This window comes from Amycolatopsis sp. NBC_00348 (assembly GCF_036114655.1).
Taxonomy (GTDB): domain Bacteria; phylum Actinomycetota; class Actinomycetes; order Mycobacteriales; family Pseudonocardiaceae; genus Amycolatopsis.
Genome location: NZ_CP107994.1, coordinates 4076100 through 4095413, shown reverse-complemented (window position 1 = coordinate 4095413; position 19314 = coordinate 4076100). Strand labels below are relative to the sequence as shown.

Here is a 19314-nt window from a genome sequence, read left to right as displayed (position 1 = left end):
CGGATCGTGACCGGCCCGCGGCGCCGATTCGAGGACGAAGGCCGACAATGGACCCATGACCGCAGTCCTCGTCGCCCACTCCGGACGACACGGCGGTACCCGGCAGATCGCCGAGGTCATCGCCGCGGAGCTCCGCGAAATCGGCCTGTCCGTGGACGTACGCGACGCGGCCGACGTCGCCACCGTCGACGGGTACGCCGCGGTGGTCGTCGGCAGCGCCCTGTACTACCACCGCTGGCGGCCGGACGCCGTCCGGCTGCTGGAGCACCACGCCCGGGCGCTGGCCGAGCGTCCGGTGTGGCTGTTCCACAGCGGCCCGTGCGGCCCGGGTGCGGCCACCCACCAGGTCGGCCTGCCGGCGAACGTGGCGCTGCTCGCGGCGCGCATCGACGCCGAGCGCACGGCCACCTTCGGCGGCCGCCTCGACCCGTCGACCGTGCGCGGCCTGATCCCGCGGCTGATGGCGTCGGGCCAGCGCGCCGGCGACTTCCGCGACTGGGACCGGATCAAGGCCTGGGCCCGGGACGTCGGCCGCCGGGTGCGCATCGGCGTCCCGCACTGATCACGGCGTCCACTCTTGCCCGCACGGGGTCGTCGGTGCTAGACCAACCCTGAAGTCTTCCGGTGGGGAACCGACGGGACGGGGCAAACGTGACGGATCGGCAGGCGGAACCGGCCCAGGCCAAGAAAGCGCTTACATCGGACCAGCGCAACTCGTTCCTCGCGGCGCTGCTCGGCTGGAGCATGGACTCGTTCGACTACTTCCTCGTGGTCTTCGTGCTGGCGGACATCGCCAAGGACAAGTCGTTCGGCGCGACCGCGACGCAGCTGGCGTTCATCACCACGGCGACGCTGGTGATGCGGCCGGTCGGCGCGCTCCTGTTCGGTCTGTGGGCCGACCGCGTCGGGCGCCGGGTGCCGCTGATCGTGGACGTGCTGGTGTACTCGGTGGCCGGGCTGCTGTGCGCGTTCGCCCCGAACTTCACGGTGCTGCTGATCCTGCGGTTCGTCTACGGCGTCGGCATGGGCGGCGAATGGGGCCTGGGTGCGGCCCTGGCGATGGAGAAGATCCCGGTGGCGCGCCGCGGGTTCTTCTCGGGACTGTTGCAGGTGGGCTATTCGATCGGGTACCTGATGGCCGCGCTCGCGTACCTGCTGTTCCACTCGGCACTGAACCTCGAGTGGCGCTGGATCTTCGTGCTGAGCATCTTCCCGGCGCTGATCAGCCTGCTGATCCGCTCCCGGGTGCGGGAGTCCGAGGTCTGGGAGGCGACGCGGGAGAAGCTGCGCGTGACGCGGACGTCGGTCAAGGACGTGCTGCTCAACCCGAAGGTGATCCGCCGGTTCGGGTACCTGATCCTGCTGATGACGGCGTTCAACTGGATGAGCCACGGCACCCAGGACGTCTACCCGAGTTTCCTGAAGGCGCACGACAACGGCGGCGCCGGCCTGACCGCGACGACGAGCACGTGGATCGCCGTGCTGTACAACGTCGGCGCGATCATCGGCGGCCTGACGTTCGGCACGCTGTCCGAGAAGCTGGGCCGCCGCCGCACGATCGTCACCGCGGCGGTGCTCGGCCTGCCGGTGATCCCGATCTTCGCGTTCGACCACGGCGCGGGGATGCTCGCGCTGGGATCGTTCCTGATGCAGGTGATGGTCCAGGGCGCGTGGGGCGTGATCCCGGCGCACCTGACGGAGATGTCCCCGGACGCGATCCGCGGCTTCTACCCGGGCGTGACGTACCAGCTGGGCAACCTCCTGGCTGCGCTCAATCTCCCGATCCAGCAGGCGATAGCGGAGTCCCACGGGTATTCGTCGGCTCTCTTGTGGACGGTGGTCCCGGGCCTGGTGGCGGTCGCGGTCCTGACGGCGATCGGCAAGGAGGCCAAGGGCATCAAGTTCGGCGACTCGGCGGTGGCGACGGCTCCGGCGGGGACGACGGGCTGAGCCACCGGACGGCCCGGGCCGTGCACTACCGTGGGGGCACGCGGGAGTGAGGGGAAGGCCGTGCGGCGGTTCTGGTGGGTGGCGGTGGCCGGCGTCATCGTGGTCGCGGGTGCGGCGGTTTTGCTGTGGTGGCCCGGGGATGACGACCAGGGACTGCCGCCGGCGCGGGCGCGTGTCTACGCCGACTACTCGGCGTGCCTGCTGACCGGTCCGGCCGGGCTCGCGGCGCCCGGGGTCGCGCCGGTGTGGGCGGGCCTGCAGGACGCGTCGGGCGACACCGGCGCCAAGGTCTCCTACCTCGCCGCGGCGGGCCCGGCCACCGAGGCGAACTACCTGCCGTACCTGAACTCCCTGGCGCAGCGGCGGTGCGACGTCGTCCTGACGGTGGGCGAGCCGGGCACCGCCGTGGCGCTCGCCCAGGCGGGTACCCACCCCGCCATCCGCTTCGTGGCCGTCGGTGCGGCGGGCGGTGCGGCGGCCAACGTCTCCCCCGTGGGGGTGACCGAGCACCTCCGCGCGGACGTCGCCGAGGCGGTCCGCAGGGCCGCGCACGCCGCCGGCCACTGAGAGATTTGGCGCGGTTAGGGCAAATTACGTAGCACAAGTCCGGTTTGTCCTGTGCTCTTGATCTCCGTGATTGGTCGCTTTGCGGGCTGGTGAGACCACCTTCCGCCGTGGTGAACTTTCTCGCCGTTCGTCGGGGATGGTCATCGAGGGGGAGACTCGTGGGTCGTCGTGCTGTCAGGTTCTGTGCTGCCTGGATACTGCTGGCGCTGGCGTTTTCGCTCGGTTCCGGGCAGGCGGACGCCGCTCAGCTCGCGCCGGGTCACCTGCCGGTACCGGAGTTCACGTCGTGGCTCGGTTCGCTGTTCTCCGGTTCGCCGCACTGGGGCGCGACACCCCGGCAGGCCGGCGGCTCGGCCGACGGCGCGCGCCACGACGCGACCACCGCGGAGACCAGCGCGGACGGCGGCGCCGGGAACGCGCCGGGCCGCGCGCCCGGAGAGCTGGCCCCGGAAGCCGCGCACGACCGTAAGGTGACCCCCGGGCCGAGCGGCCCGGCGACGCGTGGCTTCGACGCCGTGACGAGCCACCGCGACGCGACGAAGTCCTCGGCGACGATGAACTTCTTCACCAATGCCGACGGCTCGGTCACCCGCGACTACACCCGGGAGCCGGTCAACTTCGCCGACGGCCCGTGGGGCTGGCGGCCGATCGACACCTCGGTCCGCAGTGGACAGGACGGCCGCTGGCACGAGGCCGCCAACTCCCGGGTCGTCGACTTCGCGGGCAACGCGGCCGACCCGGCGCTGGCCGCCCTCGCCGTCGACGGCGGGCACTCGCTCACGTACGGCCTGCAGGGCGCCGCCCCGGTCGCACCCCGCGTCGACGGCCGGTCCGCGACCTACCCCGGCGTGCTCCGCGACACCGATCTCGCCCTCGAACCGACGGCGACCGGCGTCAAGGAGTCCGTCGTGCTGCGCTCGGCGGCGGCCCCGAGCACCTGGGTGTTCCCGTTGTCCCTCAACGGTTTGACGCCGCGCGCCGAAGCCGACGGCTCGGTGAGCCTGGTCGACGGCGCCGGGGCGGTCCGCGAACGGATCCCGCGCGGCTACGCCTTCGACTCCCGGGTCGACCCGGTTTCCGGCGACCCGGCCACGACGTATGCGGTCGGCTACGCGCTGACGACGTCCGCCGGGGCGCCGGCGCTGAAGGTCACCCTGGACCCGGCGTGGCTGGCCGACCCGGCCCGGGTGTTCCCGGTGACCGTCGACCCGACCTTCACCGACACGCCGTCCTCGACCTACGCCGAGGCCGGCGCGCCCGGTGACCACTCGATGGAGAAGGTCGTCAAGATCGGGTCGTTCAACTCGGGCCCCGACTCGGCGAACACGTTCCTCAAGTTCCCCGCCGACCTCGACGGCTCCCAGGTCACGGTGAGCTCAGCGACGCTGAAGCTGTTCGACACCTGGGCCTCGACGTGCGTCGCCGAACGCTTCGACGTCGCCCCGGTGACGCAGACGTGGACGCCGTCCGGCGTGGCCGCCTACCCGGGGCCGTCCTACGGCGCGAGCATCGGCAACGCCACGCCGTCGGTGCCCACCGCGTGCGCCAACCGCGCGGCCGACCGGACGGTGGGCGATTGGGTGAGCGTGCCGTTGTCGGCGGCGACGTTCACCGGCTGGGCCAACGGGTCGGTGGCGGACAACGGCCTCGCCGTCTACGCGGCCACGAACGACACGCTGCACTGGAAGCAGTTCGACTCGTGGCAGATGAACGCCGGCTTCCAGCCGGTGCTGTCGCTGACCACGAGCGGGAACGTGCCGCCGGTCGTCGACTCCGCGTACCCGGGCGCGGGCGGCGTCACGACCAGCCTCGTCCCGTTCCTGTTCGCCACGGCCCACGACATCGACGCCGGCCCGGGTGCGCTGAAGTACCGCTACCAGGTCGCCGATCAGGCGGGTACGACCATCGCCGATTCCGGCCTGGTCGCCGAGGGGACCTGGCGGGTCCCGGCCGGGAAGCTGAAGTACAACCAGACCTACTACTGGGCCGTGCAGGCCTACGACGGCTCGTCCTACTCGGCCGACCCGCCGTGGAACCCGCTCACCGTCGGGGTGGACCAGCCGCTGGTGACGTCGTCGCTGTCGCAGAACACCGGCGTGCACGGCGTCGAACCGAGCATCGGCAACTACACGACGTCGGCCACCGACGCGGAGGTGCGCAGCGTCGGGCCCGCCCTGTCCGTGGTGCGCGACTACAACTCCCGTGATCCCCGCACGACCGGGGCCTTCGGCGCCGGCTGGTCGAGCGTGGTCGACGCGCGCGCCGCCGAGCAGTACGACTTCGACGGCACCGGCACGGTCGTCAGCGTGCTGGTGACCTACCCGGACGGCTCCGAAGTGGGCTACGGGAAGAACGCCGACGGCACGTTTTCCCCGCCGTCGGGGCGCTTCGCCACCTTCAAGGCGATCACCGGCGGCTACAGCCTCACCGACAAGAACGACACTGTCTACACCTTCACCCAGGCACTCGGTTCGGGCGTCTACCAGCTTTCCTCGATCACGGACGCCAACGGCCGCGCGACGGCCGTGACCACCGCCGGCGGCCGCGCCACCGCGTTGACGTCGGCGGTCTCCGGCCGCGCCCTGCACCTGGCCTGGACCACCCCGGCCGGGGCCACCAGCCCGCACGTCGCCACGGTCTCGACCGACGACCTCACCCCGGGCGCGCCGCTGACCTGGACCTACGGCTACACCGGCGACCAGCTCACCAGCGTCTGCCCGCCGGGCACGACAACCGCCTGCACGCGATACGGCTACCAGGCCGCGTCGCCCTACCGGACCAGCGCGCTCGACCTCGGCCCGCACTCGCTCTGGCCGCTGGCCGAAGCGTCCGGGACGACCGCCGCGAGCGCGGTGCTGACCAACGAAGGCGCCGACAGCGCGACCTACCACGACGTCACGCTCGGCCGGCCCGGCGCGCTGGCGGGCTCGGCGGCGACGTCGGCCGGGTTCAACGGCACCTCGTCGTACGTGCAGCTCCCGCGGGCCGACGCCGCGGCGCCGAACACGATGTCGGTGTCGATGTGGTTCAAGACCGCGGCCACCAACGGAGTCCTGTTCTCCTACAGCACCATGCCGCTGACCGAGGCGACGAGCCCGGCGTCGCAGTACACGCCCGCGCTCTACGTCGGCAACGACGGGAAGCTGATCGGCGAGTACTGGACCGGCGCGACGGACAAGACCGTCACGACCCCGGCTCCGGTCAACGACAACGCCTGGCACCACGTGGTGTTCACGCACTCCTCGACCAGCCAGGGCATGTACCTCGACGGCCAGTTCGTCGGGTCCACGATCGGCGCGGTCGTGCCGATGGGCCCGCAGAACCGCTACATCGGCGCGGGTTTCCTCGGCAACCAGTGGCCCGATCAGGCCAACGCCGGCAAGCCCGGCACCGCGACCTTCTTCAACGGCCAGATCGCCGACGTCGCCGTGTGGGACAAGCCCGTGCCCGGCCAGCGCGAACTGGCGCTCTACCAGAGCGGCAAGCAGCAGTCGAGCCTGCTCACGTCGATCACCCGGCCCTCCGGCGCGGTGCACACGACGGTGTCCTACGACCCGGTTTCCGACGCCGTCACGCAGATCGGTGACGAGAACGGCGGCACCTGGAAATACGCGCCGCTGACCGCGGCCGGCTCCAGCCAGGTCTACCGCGGCGCCGTCCTCGGCTCGCACCCCGAGCTGTACCAGCGATTCGCGGACGCACCGGGCACGGCGGTGCCGGCGGGCGAGGTGAACTACCGGCCGTCGGCCTACACGAACGCGACGCTCGGCGGGCCCGGCCCGTTCACCGACTCGACCGCGGCGAAGTTCCCGGGCACCGTCGCCGGGACGACGCTGCCCGACCACCTCGTCAGCGCGTCGAACACCGCGTCGGTCGAGCTGTGGTTCTCGACGACGTCCACCACGGCCGGCACGCTGTTCTCGACCGGCAACTCGCCGCTCGGCGCCGCGAACCCGTCGGGCGGTGCCATGCCGGTGCTCTACGTCGGCACCGACGGCAAGCTGCACGGGCACTTCTGGGACAACGAGGTCACCGGTATGGCCTCGGCGGGCAAGGTCAACGACGGCAAGTGGCACCACGTCGTGCTCACCGGCGCGAGCACCGCCCAAGTGCTTTACCTCGACGGTCAGCAGATCGGCACGCTGTCCGCCCAGATCTTCAACGTCGACCCGCTGAACTTCGTCGGCGCGGGCGTCTACAACACCGGGGGCTGGCCGGCCGCCCCGACCGGGAACACTTGGAACTACTTCACCGGCTCGATCGGCGAGGTCGCCTTCTACCGCTCGTCGCTCGGCGCCGGGGAGGTCGCCCAGCACTTCCTCGCCGCGGGCAACTCGCAGGGCCTCGCCCCGCTGACGACCGCGACGATCACCGACCCCGCGGGCAAGACGTCGACGCAGCAGTACGACCCGGCCGCCGGGAACCACAAGATCGCCGAGACGGACACGGCCGGGCACCGCACCACCTACGGCTACGACACGGCCGGCTTCCTGCACACCAGCACCGACCCCAACGGCAACGTGGTCACCGTCGGCCACGACGTGCGCGGCAACACCGTCTCCCAGACCACCTGCCAGGACCAGGCCGCCGAGAAGTGCTCGACGTCGTACTCGACGTACTTCCCGGACGACACCACGGCGCAGCTGACGACGGCCGACGCGCGCAACGACCTGATGCTCACCTCGCGGGACCCGCGTTCCTCGGGGGCGACCGACCCCGCGTACCTGACGTCGTTCGGCTACGACACCGCCGGCAACCGCACCTCGGTGACGACCCCGCCGGTGCCGGGCTTCGCGGGCGGGCGGACCACCGCGATCACCTACAGCGACGGCACCGCGGCCTTCCCCGCGACGGACTCGGGGAACGTGCCGGCCGGGCTGCCGGTGAAGACGACCTCGCCGGGCGGCGCCGTCAACCAGGTGGCCTACCTGCACAACGGGGACGTCGCGAGCACGACCAACGCCGACGGCCTGGTCACCCGCTTCACCTACGACCCGCTCGGCCGCCTCCTGTCGAAGACGGCCGTGTCCGACAGCTACCCGGCGGGCCTGGCCACCACCTACGCCTACGACGGCAGCGACCAGGTCGTCTCGCAGACCGACCCGGCGGTCACCGACCGGGTGACCGGCGCCGTCCACAACGCCGTCACCACCAGTGTCTACAACGCCGACGGCAGCCTCACCTCGCAGACCGTCGCCGACGGCACCGGCGGCGACGCCGCCCGGACGTCGGGCTCGACCTACAACGACAAGGACCAGGTCGCCTCCAGCACGGACGCGAACGGCAACATCACCACCTACACCTACGACGTCTACGGCAACAAGAAGAGCGAGACCGACGCCAACGGCACCGAGACCGGCTGGACCTACGACGGCGAAGGCCGGCTGCTCACCCAGGGCGTCTGGTACACCGGCAACCCCGCCGACCCGCGGCCCGCGACGTTCCTCGTCCAGAAGTCGAACGCCTACGACCCGGCCGGGCGCCTCGCGTCCGAAACGGACTCGATGGGCGACACCACGTACTACACCTACACCGACAACGGGCTGACCGCGACCGTCACGCGCAAGGACCCCGCCGGGCAGCAGGCGTTCGTCACCGAGTCGAACACCTACGACGCGGCCGGCAACCAGATCGGCACGGTCACCGGCAACGGCGCGAACACCTCGGCGTCCACAGTGGACGCCGCCGGGCGGGTCTCGCGGACCGTCGACGACCCGGCGGGCGCGGCCCGCACGACGTCGGTGTCCTACACCCCGGACGACCAGGTCGCGACCACCACGCAGGCCGACCCGTCGGGACGCAGCCGCACGGTCAGCACCACCTACGACCCGATGGGCGTGCTCACCTCCCGCTCGGTCGCCGCGGACGGCGCCGGGCACCCGGTGGGCTGGTGGAAGCTGAACCAGCCGTCGGGCACCACGGTCACCGACTCCTCCGGCACCGGGAACACCGCGGCCGCCTCGGCCGTCACCTGGTCCGACGGCGCCGCGAACCTCGACGGCACCAGCTCGCAGATCGCCACCAACGGCCCGGTGCTCGACACCACGGCGGCCTACACGGTGTCGGCCTGGGTCAAACCGGCGACGCTCGGCTCGGCGTTCCAGACCTTCGTCGTGCAGAAGGGGACCGTGATGAGCGGTCTCTACCTCGAGTACGACGGCAGCAGCCACAAGTGGTCCTTCTCCCGGTTCGGCACCGACGCCACCAACGCCACCGGCTACCGCGCGGAGTCCGCGGCCGACGCGCAGGCCGGGACGTGGACGCACCTGGCGGGTGTGTACAACCCGGGTACCGGCGCGATGACGCTGTACGTCAACGGCGCGCTGGCCGGCACCACCACCGACCCGACGCCGATGGCGAGCACCGGCCCGCTGGTGCTCGGGCACGGCTGGTACCTCGGCGCCAACGGCAACTACGCCACCGGCCAGGTGGCCGGCGTCCAGGCGTACACCCGCGCGCTGTCCGCGGCGGAGGTCACGACGATCTTCGGCGGCGGCCGCAACGGCGGCACGACGGCGTCTTCGGCGGCCGAGACGACGAGCTGGACCGTCGACCAGCGCGGCCTGCCGACGTCGATGACCGACGCGAACGGCAACGTCACGACCTACGCCGGCGACGAAGCCGGGAACCCGGCGGTGACCACCGCGCCGACCGTCACCACGGAGACGAACGGCGGTCCGGCCACCGCCGTGCACCCGGTCACCACGACCGGGTACAACACCTTCGGCGAGCCGGTCGAGGCCGTCGACCCCGACGGCAACCAGCTGACCACCGTCTACGACGCGGCCGGCCAGCCGGTGTCGGTCACCAACCCGGCGTACACCCCGCCCGGCGGCGGCGCCCCGATCACCGCGACCACCGTGCGCACCTACGACAAGATCGGGCAGGTCCTCACCGAGAAGGATCCGCTGAGCCACGTCACCACCATGAGCTACGACCAGCTCGGTGACGTCGCCCAGGTGACCCGGCCCTCCGGCGCCAAGACGACGTCGACCTACGACACCAACGGCGACCGGCTGTCGGTGACCGACGCGAACGGCGTCCGCACCGAGGCGACCTACGACTTCCTGTCACGGCCGCTGACCTCGACGGTGTTCGAGCGGTACCCGAGCACGCTCACCGCGACCACGACGAACTCCTACACCGCGTCGGCCGGCAACCCCGGCGGCGCGCGCCTGGCCTCGACCACGACCCCCGCCGGCGCCGTCACCTCCTACGGGTACGACGGTCTCGGGCAGACCACCGCGGTCACCGACGCGGCCGGGAACACCACCCGGTACGGGTACAGCTACCTCGGGGAGAAGACGTCGGTCACCGCCGCCGACAACACCGCGACGCTGACCGACTACGACCAGTCGAGCCGCCCGGTGCGCGTCACCGGCAAGGACGCGACCGGCGCGGTACTGCGGCAGACGTCGGCGGCCTACGACGCCGGCGGTCGTCTAACGTCCACTGTGGATGGCCGGGGGACCGCGCGGACCTTCACCTACGACAGCGGGAACCGCCTCACCGGGGAGATCCAGCCGGTGTCGGCGACGGCGTCCGTCACGACGTCGTTCGGTTACGACGCGGCGGGCAACCGGACGCGGTCCACCGACGGCCGGGGCAACGCGACGATCACCCGCTACAACGCGTGGAACCAGCCCGAAGCGGTCGTCGAGCCGGCCACCACGGCCTACACCTCGGCCGCGGACCGGACCTTCACCTCGGTCTACGACGCGGCGACCCGGCCGGTCACGCAGACCCAGCCGGGCGGGGTGACCGTCACGGCGGGCTACGACGACGACGGGAACCTGGTCAGCCAGAGCGGCGGCGGCGCCGAAGCCGCGACGGCCACCCGGACGTTCGGCTACGACCCCGGCGGCCGGATGACTTCGGTGGCCACGACCGAAGCCGGCGTCGCCGGGCACTCGGACCACCAGGCGGCGAGCAGCGAGACGTTCGGCTACAACGACCGCGGTGCGCTGCTCACGGCGAGCGGTTCGGCCGGGTCGTCGTCGTTCGCCTACAACACCGACGGCCTGATGACCTCGCGCACCGACGCGGCGGGCACGACGTCGTACGGCTACGACGGTGCCGACCGGCTCTCGACCGTCACCGACGCGGCGACCGGTGGCACGCAGACGCTGAGCTACAACGCGCTGAACCAGGTCAGCGGCGTGAAGTACGGGACAGGCAACGCGCGGACGTTCGGCTACGACGGCCTGCACCGGCTGACCGGCGACACGCTGAAGACCGCCGGGGGAGCGGCGATCGCGTCGGTCGGCTACGGCTACGACGCGAACGACGACCTCACGTCGAAGACGACCACCGGGTTCGCCGGGTCGGCGGCCAACACCTACACCTACGACCTGGCCGGCCGGCTCGCGTCGTGGAACAACGGCGTCAGCACGGTGGCCTACGGCTACGACGCGGCGGGCAACCGGACCCAGGTGGGCTCGTCGACCTACACCTACGACGCGCGCGACGAACTGACGTCGGACGGCTCGAACACCTACAGCTACAGCGCGCGCGGAACGCTGCGGGAGCGGGCGTCCTCGACCGGCACCCTGGTGTCCGCGTCGGACGCCTTCGGTCAGATGGCCGTGCAGGGCACGCAGGCCTTCGGGTACGACGGCCTGGGCCGGAACCTGACCGACACGACGATCGCGTCGGGCGCGGCGACGACGTTCGCCTTCTCCGGCCAGGGCAACACGATCGCCTCGGACGGCACGTCGACCTACAGCCGCGATCCGGGTGGCGGACTGGTCGGCGTCGCCTCCGGCGGCACCGGGGCGTTCGCGTTCGTGGACCAGCACACCGACGTCGTCGGGACGTTCACCGCCACCGGCGGCGCGCTGAGCGGGTCGAGCACTTACGACCCGTTCGGCAACGTGCTGGCGTCGGCGAACGCCAAGGGGCAGCTGGGGTACCAGTCGGGCTGGACGGACCGGTCGACGGGCAACGTCAACATGGCGGCGCGCTGGTACAACCCGGCGGTCGGGCAGTTCATGAACCGGGACTCGGTGTCGAACAGCCCGGTGCCCAACCCGATGGAGGCGAACAAGTTCGCCTACGTCGACGACAACCCGATGACCGGTACGGACCCGTCGGGGCACGGCTGGTTCAGCGACGCGTGGTCGTTCGTGAGCAACCACGTCGTGGCGCCGGCGGCGTCGTTCGTCTACCACCAGGTGATCCAGCCGGCGGCGCACTTCGTCAACACGTACGTGGTGCAGCCGATCGTGCACGTCGCGGTGGCGAGCTACCACGTCGTGCGGGACGCCTACCACGCGGCGGCGCGGGTGGTCCGCAACGCTTACCACGCGGTGGTCCGGTACGCGAAGAAGGTGTACCACGCGGCGGTGCACGTGGTGAAAACCGCGTACCACGCGGTCGCGAAAGTCGTGAAGACAGCCGCGCACGCGGTGGCCCACGCGGCGACGGCGGTGGTGCACGCGGCGGTGTCGGCGGCGAAGACGGTGGGCCACGCGGTGTCGACGGCGGCGACGGCCGTGGGCCACGCGGCAGCTTCGGCGGCATCGCACGTGGCGACATTCGTGAAGGACCACGCGTCGACGATCGCGGGCATCGCGGCGGGCGTGCTGGTCGGCGCGGCCTGCACGGCAGCGACGCTGGGCATCGGAGCGGTCGGCTGCGCGGCGATCGGTGGCGCGGTCGGTGGCGCGGTGTCCTACGGGATGGATTGCTCGAAGGCGCACAACTGCTCGGTCGGCGGAGCGGTGGAGGCGGTCGGCCTGGGCGCGCTGGGTGGTGCGCTGGGCGCGGGCCTGGCGGGCCCGCTGGGCGGCAAGCTGGTGGCGGAGGCCCTGGACGGGGTGCTGCCCCAGGCAGCGACGCAGGGCTTGATCGGCGCGGGTGCCGGAGCGGTCAGCGGCGGCGTGACGGCGTTGGCGGGTTACGGCATGAACTGCGGCCGCGACTGTTCGGTGGGCGGCGCGTTGTCGGCGGCGGGTTCGGGTGCGCTGGCCGGCGGTGTCGGCGGCGCGGCGTTCGGGGCGCTGGGCGGTTTGCGGGCTCGTGGTCGCAGTTCGGCGGAGGAGCCGTCGACGTGCGCGGTGCACAGTTTCCTCGCTTCCACCAAGGTGCTGCTGGCGGACGGTTCTGCGAAGCCGATCTCGTCGCTGAAGGTCGGTGATCGGGTCCGCAACTCTCAGCCGGGCACGGCGGGCGTGGAGTCACACGCGGTCGACCGGGTGATCAAGACGGAGACGGACCACGACTTCGTGGCGTTGAAGGTGAAGTCGTTGCGCCGGGTGGCAGGTCGCGTGGCGGCGGGCCTGGCACTGGCGGCCGGTGTCCTGGCCGGAGGAGCTGCGCCGGCGTCGGCTTCCGAACCGGCGACGATCACGACGACGTTCCACCACCCGTTCTACGACGTGACGCGAGGGGCGTTCGTCGAGGCGGTGGATCTGCAGGTCGGTGACCGGTTGCAGACCGCGGACGGCGACGAGGCGTCGGTCGAGGCGGTGACGCCGTACCACTCGACGGAGGTCACGTACGACCTGACGATCGACTCGCTGCACACGTACTACGTGTTCGCGGGCGCCACCCCGGTACTGGTCCACAACTGCGGTGTCAGTGGCGTTCCCAGCGCGCGTGGCCCGGCCGGCCGGGCTGCCTCTGTCGATATCGATAGCGCTCGGCCCGGCTGGTCGGTCGAGGGACAGCTCCAGCTCGCGCAGCAGCGAGTGCCGGCATATGCGCTGTTCAATCGGACAGCGGCGACCTCGAACCGCACCTACGTGGGCGGCGTCAACACGGACACCGGCGAGATTGCGCTGGCTTCGTCGGGAGGAGGACCTCAAGGATGCGCCGGGCACTGCGCCGAAGGGAACGCGTTGATGGCACTCGGCGGTGACCCAGCCAACGTGATGTTCACCGAAGCATTCACCGTCAACCGTGGGGCGGGCGGCAATCTTCAAGCGGTGCCGAAGCAAGTCTGCGCAGCGTGCCAGAGCGACTTCCCGGACCGGTCGGCGTTCGCTCCGGGGGTCACCGGAGCACCGGGGGGTGCGTGGGGCGATGGCGGATAGGATGCGACAGTGAAACTCGTGGAACTCGAAATTGCCCTGCACGACTGGTCGCGGGAACACTGTGCCTGTGGCCGTTCGGCCGAGCACGTAGCGGAAGATCTGAGGCGACTTGCCAGGGCCGACGAGTCGAGCGGTCTCGGCACCGAGGTCTTCGAGGGCCATGTCTTCGTCTCGTCGTTCGTCCATGAGCCGGCTGTTCCGGTCGTCTCAGTAGCGCTGGCCGCGTTGGCGGACGATATTTCGGACTACGCGCGGACCAGATTCCTCGAACTGCTTCTCTTTCTGGTCGGCGACGATGGCCAATCGGAGCGGGCCGCACAGGCTGGCCGGAATCTCGCCGCCGAGTGCGTAGTAGCGGCCGAACCGGGCATCTGGTTGCTGTACTCGGAGGTCTTCTCAGGGCGGCGGGTCGATTCCGCAGCTTACGCGTACGAGACGCTCTCTCTGGTCGAAAAAGACGAAGATCGACTCGAGCTCGCCCGGGCCGCTGCGGGCGAGCTGCTGCCGGGAGATCTGCGATAAGCTCCAAACAGCACGAAATATTTGCGGCGTCTAGGCTGGATGTTCGGTGCCATTGAACCTTGGAGCGTGTCTTAGCGGGGGTTCGTCGGGGCGTAATGGATTATTTGTCCCGGCGTCGGTGCCGGATGAGCTGTGGGCGCTGGTGACACCGCTGAATCCGGAGCATGGAGTCCGCCCGCGGGACTGGCTCCAGGGCTGTTGTCGCCTTTTGCTTCTGTCTTGGGTATCCGGACGGAATCTCGGCTGTCCTGTTTGCTGGTGACGGCGGTGGCGGAATCAACGCCTTCGCGCTCTGGGAAGGTGCGATGAGTATGATCAGCCGAGGGTGAATTTTCCTTCCGTGCCGATCCGTAGGGGGAGTAGATGAAGATTTACGTGTCATCCCTCCGGCAGTCGACCCTGGACCTCTGGTCGAGGTTGCTGCCCGCGTCGAAAATGATCGAGTTCGCCAACCGAGGTAGCCGGTCGCTTGGAGCTGACGTGCTCGTGATGTCCGGAGTTTGGGCGTTCGACCGCTACGGTGGTAGTCCGGGCAGGGAGGTGGCGCAGGTCTTGCCCAACTCCAGAGATGATGGCATGCCTGAGTGGATTGTCGTGCCGCCCTTCCGTCCGGTCGTCGAGAGCGATGGAAGAGTGTCGATCAGGGACGATTTCAAGCAAGTCAGCCTTGCTTACTATGCCGTTCTTCAGTCTCTCAGGGTGGTGAGAGCTGAATTCGGCGACTCGGTGACTGTGGCGCTGGATCTACCGTTGCTCGGAATGGATGATCCCGGCGACGAGTCGACTCCGGTGTCGGTGGCTCGGGCCATCGAGGCATTCGTGGGCGAGTGAGCAGGCGCTCCTCGCGGAGGAGTGAGTGTCGGCATTCGGTCGGTTTGTGCGAGGGTGACTACCTTACGGAAATTTATTGTTCAATCGGCTGACGGTCTCCAGGGAATGTTCGGGTATGTCGTGGTAGAAGGTCGAGATATCCATGAACTTCCTCCGGAGGAATGGGGTGATTGAGTCCAGGCCTGGTCGGATGTGTCGTTGAGGTCCAGATCGTATGCATCCACCCCTTTGGGGTCGGTGTTTATCTGGCGGCTCAAGATGCCTACGGGCACGTGAATGCTCCTCATGTGACGGCCGGCCGATTCACGGTCGAAGGGGTCTCGACGCGTATCGGCGAGGTTCGGAGGGCGTTGGTACTGGCGGCAGACCCCGGTCGCCAGCCCACCTTGACGGTGGCGGCCGAAGTGGGGGCCCCGAACGGTGCGCGTGGATTGGGCACCAGTATGGCCAGAACGCTTGGTATCATGACCCCGCGTGTGCGGGCAGCTGTCGAGGCGACCGGGCACCATGGCGGATGCGCCGAAATCGGGGCGCTTTGCCGGTTGGAAGAGCAGCAAGTTCCCATCGAAGGTGCAGAGGGTTTGGCTGTGCATGTCGCCGGCGGTTCGCAGGGATACGGGCCGGAAGTACACGGCATGGTAAAGCCGTTCTGTCCCGCGTGTGAAAAATTGTTCGACTACCTCGGCGGGGGGACAATGAAGTGACCATCGATCATAGTGCGGCGTTAACCGATCGTGCTCGGTCATTCTTGGGGGATGGCATCTTGTCGCCACGTTGGAGTCGGGGGGTTACGGCCTCCGAAGTGGTGATCGATAATTCCATAGGCGAAGAAATGAAGGAAATCGCTAAGCGATTCGGGGACGAGTTGATTGAATTCGACTCCAGCTTCGGTGGTCGGGTCGTTCTGATTTATGGTGGCGTCTTGGAAGGTGAGCTCGAATTGGGCTGTGGTGCAGGCGAGACTGTTCTGCGACGGAAGCCTGATGGGGGATTGTTTGCCCGGGTCGCACGCCATGATTCTGCCCAATGTTCCATAGTGATGGCGACGGACGGTCGACTGGGTTGCTCATGGTCGGACGAGTTTCATCCACTTTTCGACTCCGTGGCCGATTTCATCGAAGATTGCACCCGTTGGAACTTGGTTCGTACGTGGCGATATGTGGCGATTGTGGATGCGGATGTAGATTCACTCGGTGAAATTCCTGCTCTACTTGAGCTCGAAGAGTCTCTTTCGGGCAGTCTGTCTTCGTGGTGGTCAGGCGATGATGTTGCAGTTGTTTGTCACTGCTTCCTCAATCCCGGACGGGAACCGTCTCGGCAAGTGATGGTTCTGACTGCCGGCGATGCGCGAACCAGTTCATTGCGTCATGATCTGGCGCGGGCCGGGTGTGGGGAACGGCAATTTCTTCCGGCTGATATCCGAGGTCGAGTAAAGTAGGACCTACGAGGAGTTTGTGACACCTTCGTGCGGCTGGAGCTCTGCACTGTCGTTTCTTTGCGTGACGACCGGGTCATTGCGCGTCGGTCTTGGAGGTGGGCGGAGTATATCTGGCATCATTTCATATGATGCAGTCTATTTCCGAGTGGCTGCAGGCTGACCGTTATCAACGGCAAGCTCATCATTACCGGCACTGATGGGCCGGCCTCGGTTGATGGAGATGTCGGAGCGCTCGATGAGATTGGAATCCGGCGACAAAGAGATAGCGGTGAAATTCCAGGCAAGTACCATCGGTTCGAGGATATTCGAATACCCGCCATGGAGTGAACCGTGGGGCGGGCGGAGGCGTTGATGCCATACCGAAGCCGGTTTGTGCCGCGTGCCAGAGCGACTGCCCGAACCGATTCGCGTTCACTCCGGGCGTCACCGGTGCGCCGGGAGGTGTGTGGGATGATGACGCATGGGACACTGCCGTGAAACGTGGAACTCGAAATCGCGCGGCTCAACTGGTCGCGGGAACACTGCGCCCGCGGCCGATCGGCAAAATACGTCGCGGAAGAGCTGGGGGCGGTTCGCGCTTGCCGACGAGTCGGGCGACTTCGGCACTTCTGTAGTGCTGGCCGCGTTGGCGGACGATGTTTCGGACTATGCGCGCGCCAGATTCCACGACCTGCTTCTCCTGAAATCTGAACTGCTCCGCGTGTGTTGTCGGACATGATTCTTGCCGAATCACGGCGACTGTGTCGGAAAGTGACCTGTGCCTGGTTTGTCGCGCTTGACTGTTTCCGTTGAATTTTGTTACAGGGCAAGGGAACGCGGTGACCCCGCTTCCAGTAGCGTGTGCGATGCGTCCGGGGTCGTGGCGCGTTTCCGTTCTGGAGGAATTCCGTGGGTGCTCGTCAAGAAAGACGTCTGCTCGAGAACGCCGCTCCGTTCATGCGGGCCGGCGAGCAGGTGGAACTGGTCGCCATGGCCAAGGTGGGCTCGGTGGCGAAGTCGGTCGGGAAGTCCGTTGCCTTCGGGGTGGCCGTCGGGGTGCTCAGTGGCGGCACCATGATGGCGCTGCCGGTTCAGGCTGAGGCGTATGTCGTGCTCACGGACCGGCAGATCCTGTTCTTCCGGTCCTACAACGGGTCGCCGGGCAAGCACATCTTCGGCGCGCCGCGGCACCTCGTGGCGATCACCGAGCCGAAGTCGGGTTTTCTGCTGAAGTTCCAGTTGTACGTCCAGGGCTGGAACCAGGCCCTCGCCTTGACCATGCCGCCGCTGCCGCCGCGCGTGCGCAAGCGTGGGGTCGCCTTGACCGGGCTTCTGCCGCGGATCGTGCCGGTTTCGGTCTGACCGCCGACGACGCGCCGGCGCCGGTCAGGTCATGACCGGCGCCGGCCCAGGCGTGTTCGCGTCCGCTCAGCCGCAGTGTTCGAAATCGCTCGTGTACAACACTCCGCCCGCTGTGCCGCCCCACTTGACGCACTTGTTCGCCGCCGCGGCCTTTACCGGGCCCGCGAAGTAGGCGAACGCTCCCGAATCCGTCTGTCGCGCCGATCCCTGGACCTCCAGGAACGCCGACGTCGCCGTGGGCGTCCCGGCCGATGCGCTCTTCATCGTGCTGACGCAGTTCTGGCCGTTGGCCGCGTTGTACGACAGGTACGCCGTGCCCGCTGTGCCGAGCGGCTGCGAGTCGATGACGCCGTAACCGCCGCCGCAGGCCGGGGCGCCCAGGGCGGCTTCGGTGACCGTTGCGTAGCGGATCGTGTCGTTGGCGTGCAGTTCCGGGCCCGCCTCGAACAGCACGCCGGCCGATGTCTGGGACAGCTGCACCATGTCCGAGTACGCCGCGTCCTGGCCCCAGACGAGCAGGCTTGCGTCCGTGCCCGTCCAGTTGCCGCCCTCGTCGAACGACGAGTGCACCCGCAGCTGCTTGCGGCGGTCGCACGTGGACGGTGCGGCGAACAGGATCCGGTCGTACTTGCCGCCGGTGTCGGTGGCGCTCATCCGGGCCGTCGAACCCTCGACGACCGGGGTGACGAGGTCGGTGGCGAAGGTGAACTTCGTGCTGAAGGTCGCGCCGCCGTCGGAGCTGATCGCGTAGGCGCGGTTGTGCGTGCCGTCGGCCAGGCACTTGTCGTCGTCGTTCGCCTGGTTGCGGGCGGCGGCGTAGATCCGGCCGTCGGCCAGCTCGGTGACGCTGATCTCCTGCGGGTTCAGCGCGCTCGACGTCGGCTTGTCGGTGGCCCCGAGGTGCCAGGTGCTGCCCTGGTCGTCGCTGTACATCAGGGCGCCGATGTTCGAGTAGCCCAGGCCGGCGACGAGCCGGCCCTTGTGCGTGCCGCGGGTGAGCACGATCCCGTGCGACGGCCCGGTGGCCAGCCAGCTCGGCGCGCTCGCGAAGCCCAGTTCGGTGGTCAGCACCCGCGGCGCGCCCCACGTCTTCCCGTTGTCCTCACTGATCGAGACGCGCGGGATCCGGCCGCAGGCGGGGTTGGTGTAGCACTGCATCGTCGAGAGCAGCACGACGCGGTTGCTGCCCGGGATGACGATCGGCGCCGGGTTGCCCTTCGTGTCGCCGTTGGCCTTGATGACGACCTGCAGCGCGCTCCACGTCTTGCCGCCGTCGGCCGAGCGCTTCATGACGAGGTCGATCGCGCCGAGGTCGTTGCAGACGCTGGCGCCGTCGTTGCGGCCCTCGGCGAACGCGAGCAGCGCGCCGTCGTTGGCCTTCACGATGGTGGGAATGCGGTAGCAGTCATGGCCTTCGGTGTTCTTGGCGAAGACCAGGGTGCTCGCCACGTCGGCTTGCGCGGTGCCGATGGCGGCCGGGACGGCGACAACGGCGGCGCACCCCAGCAGCCCGGCCAGCAGGCCTCGGGCGATACGGGTGAACTTCACGGTGGGGACTCCCTACGGATTCGTTCTACGTCCTACGTCTCGGCGGTAGCCTCGACCCGGCCCGTACAAGACCCGTACAAC

At 69.0% G+C, this 19314-nt stretch carries 10 protein-coding genes and 1 pseudogene; 10 read left to right on the top strand and 1 reads right to left on the bottom strand.

Annotation, left to right across the window (positions count from 1 at the left end; genetic code table 11):
* The first annotated feature begins 55 nt into the window (after positions 1-55).
* The 10 genes and pseudogenes from OHS58_RS17605 (at position 56) to OHS58_RS17565 (ending at position 17685) form a co-directional block, all read left to right on the top strand.
* Positions 56-562: a flavodoxin domain-containing protein gene (locus OHS58_RS17605; RefSeq protein WP_326948780.1), complete on the top strand. Its 507-nt coding sequence runs from the start codon at positions 56-58 to the stop codon at positions 560-562.
* Between the two features lie 182 nt (positions 563-744).
* Positions 745-1950 carry an MFS transporter gene (locus tag OHS58_RS17600; protein WP_328649038.1) on the top strand — a complete coding sequence of 402 codons (1206 nt, stop codon included), beginning with the start codon at positions 745-747 and terminating at the stop codon, positions 1948-1950.
* A 60-nt stretch (positions 1951-2010) separates the two neighbouring features.
* Complete coding sequence (locus OHS58_RS17595; protein ID WP_328649037.1) at positions 2011-2517, top strand: hypothetical protein; 507 nt, start codon at positions 2011-2013, stop codon at positions 2515-2517.
* Between the two features lie 158 nt (positions 2518-2675).
* Entirely contained in the window at positions 2676-13553 is a 10878-nt protein-coding gene (locus OHS58_RS17590; RefSeq protein WP_328649036.1) for a LamG-like jellyroll fold domain-containing protein, read from the top strand.
* 9 nt (positions 13554-13562) lie between these two features.
* Positions 13563-14075, top strand: a complete 513-nt coding sequence (locus OHS58_RS17585; protein WP_326948784.1) for a hypothetical protein — start codon at positions 13563-13565, stop codon at positions 14073-14075.
* A gap of 95 nt (positions 14076-14170) precedes the next feature.
* Positions 14171-14256: pseudogene (locus OHS58_RS48755) on the top strand (IS5/IS1182 family transposase); the annotation flags it as partial.
* 182 nt (positions 14257-14438) lie between these two features.
* A complete protein-coding gene (locus OHS58_RS17580) occupies positions 14439-14906 on the top strand; it encodes a hypothetical protein (protein WP_326948785.1) in 468 nt (155 codons plus the stop codon).
* Positions 14907-15370: 464 nt separating this feature from the next.
* Positions 15371-15610 carry a hypothetical protein gene (locus OHS58_RS17575; RefSeq protein WP_328649035.1) on the top strand — a complete coding sequence of 80 codons (240 nt, stop codon included), beginning with the start codon at positions 15371-15373 and terminating at the stop codon, positions 15608-15610.
* Positions 15607-16344, top strand: coding sequence for a hypothetical protein (locus tag OHS58_RS17570; RefSeq protein WP_328649034.1), 738 nt, complete (start codon positions 15607-15609; stop codon positions 16342-16344). Before OHS58_RS17575 ends, OHS58_RS17570 begins: the two co-directional genes overlap by 4 nt.
* An 888-nt stretch (positions 16345-17232) precedes the next feature.
* Positions 17233-17685 (top strand): hypothetical protein, encoded by a 453-nt coding sequence (locus OHS58_RS17565; RefSeq protein WP_328649033.1) that lies wholly within the window; start codon positions 17233-17235, stop codon positions 17683-17685.
* A 66-nt stretch (positions 17686-17751) separates the two neighbouring features.
* Here OHS58_RS17565 and OHS58_RS17560 read toward each other — a convergent pair whose 3' ends face one another.
* Positions 17752-19233 carry a sialidase family protein gene (locus tag OHS58_RS17560; RefSeq protein WP_328649032.1) on the bottom strand — a complete coding sequence of 494 codons (1482 nt, stop codon included), beginning with the start codon at positions 19231-19233 and terminating at the stop codon, positions 17752-17754.
* Between the last annotated feature and the right edge of the window lie 81 nt (positions 19234-19314).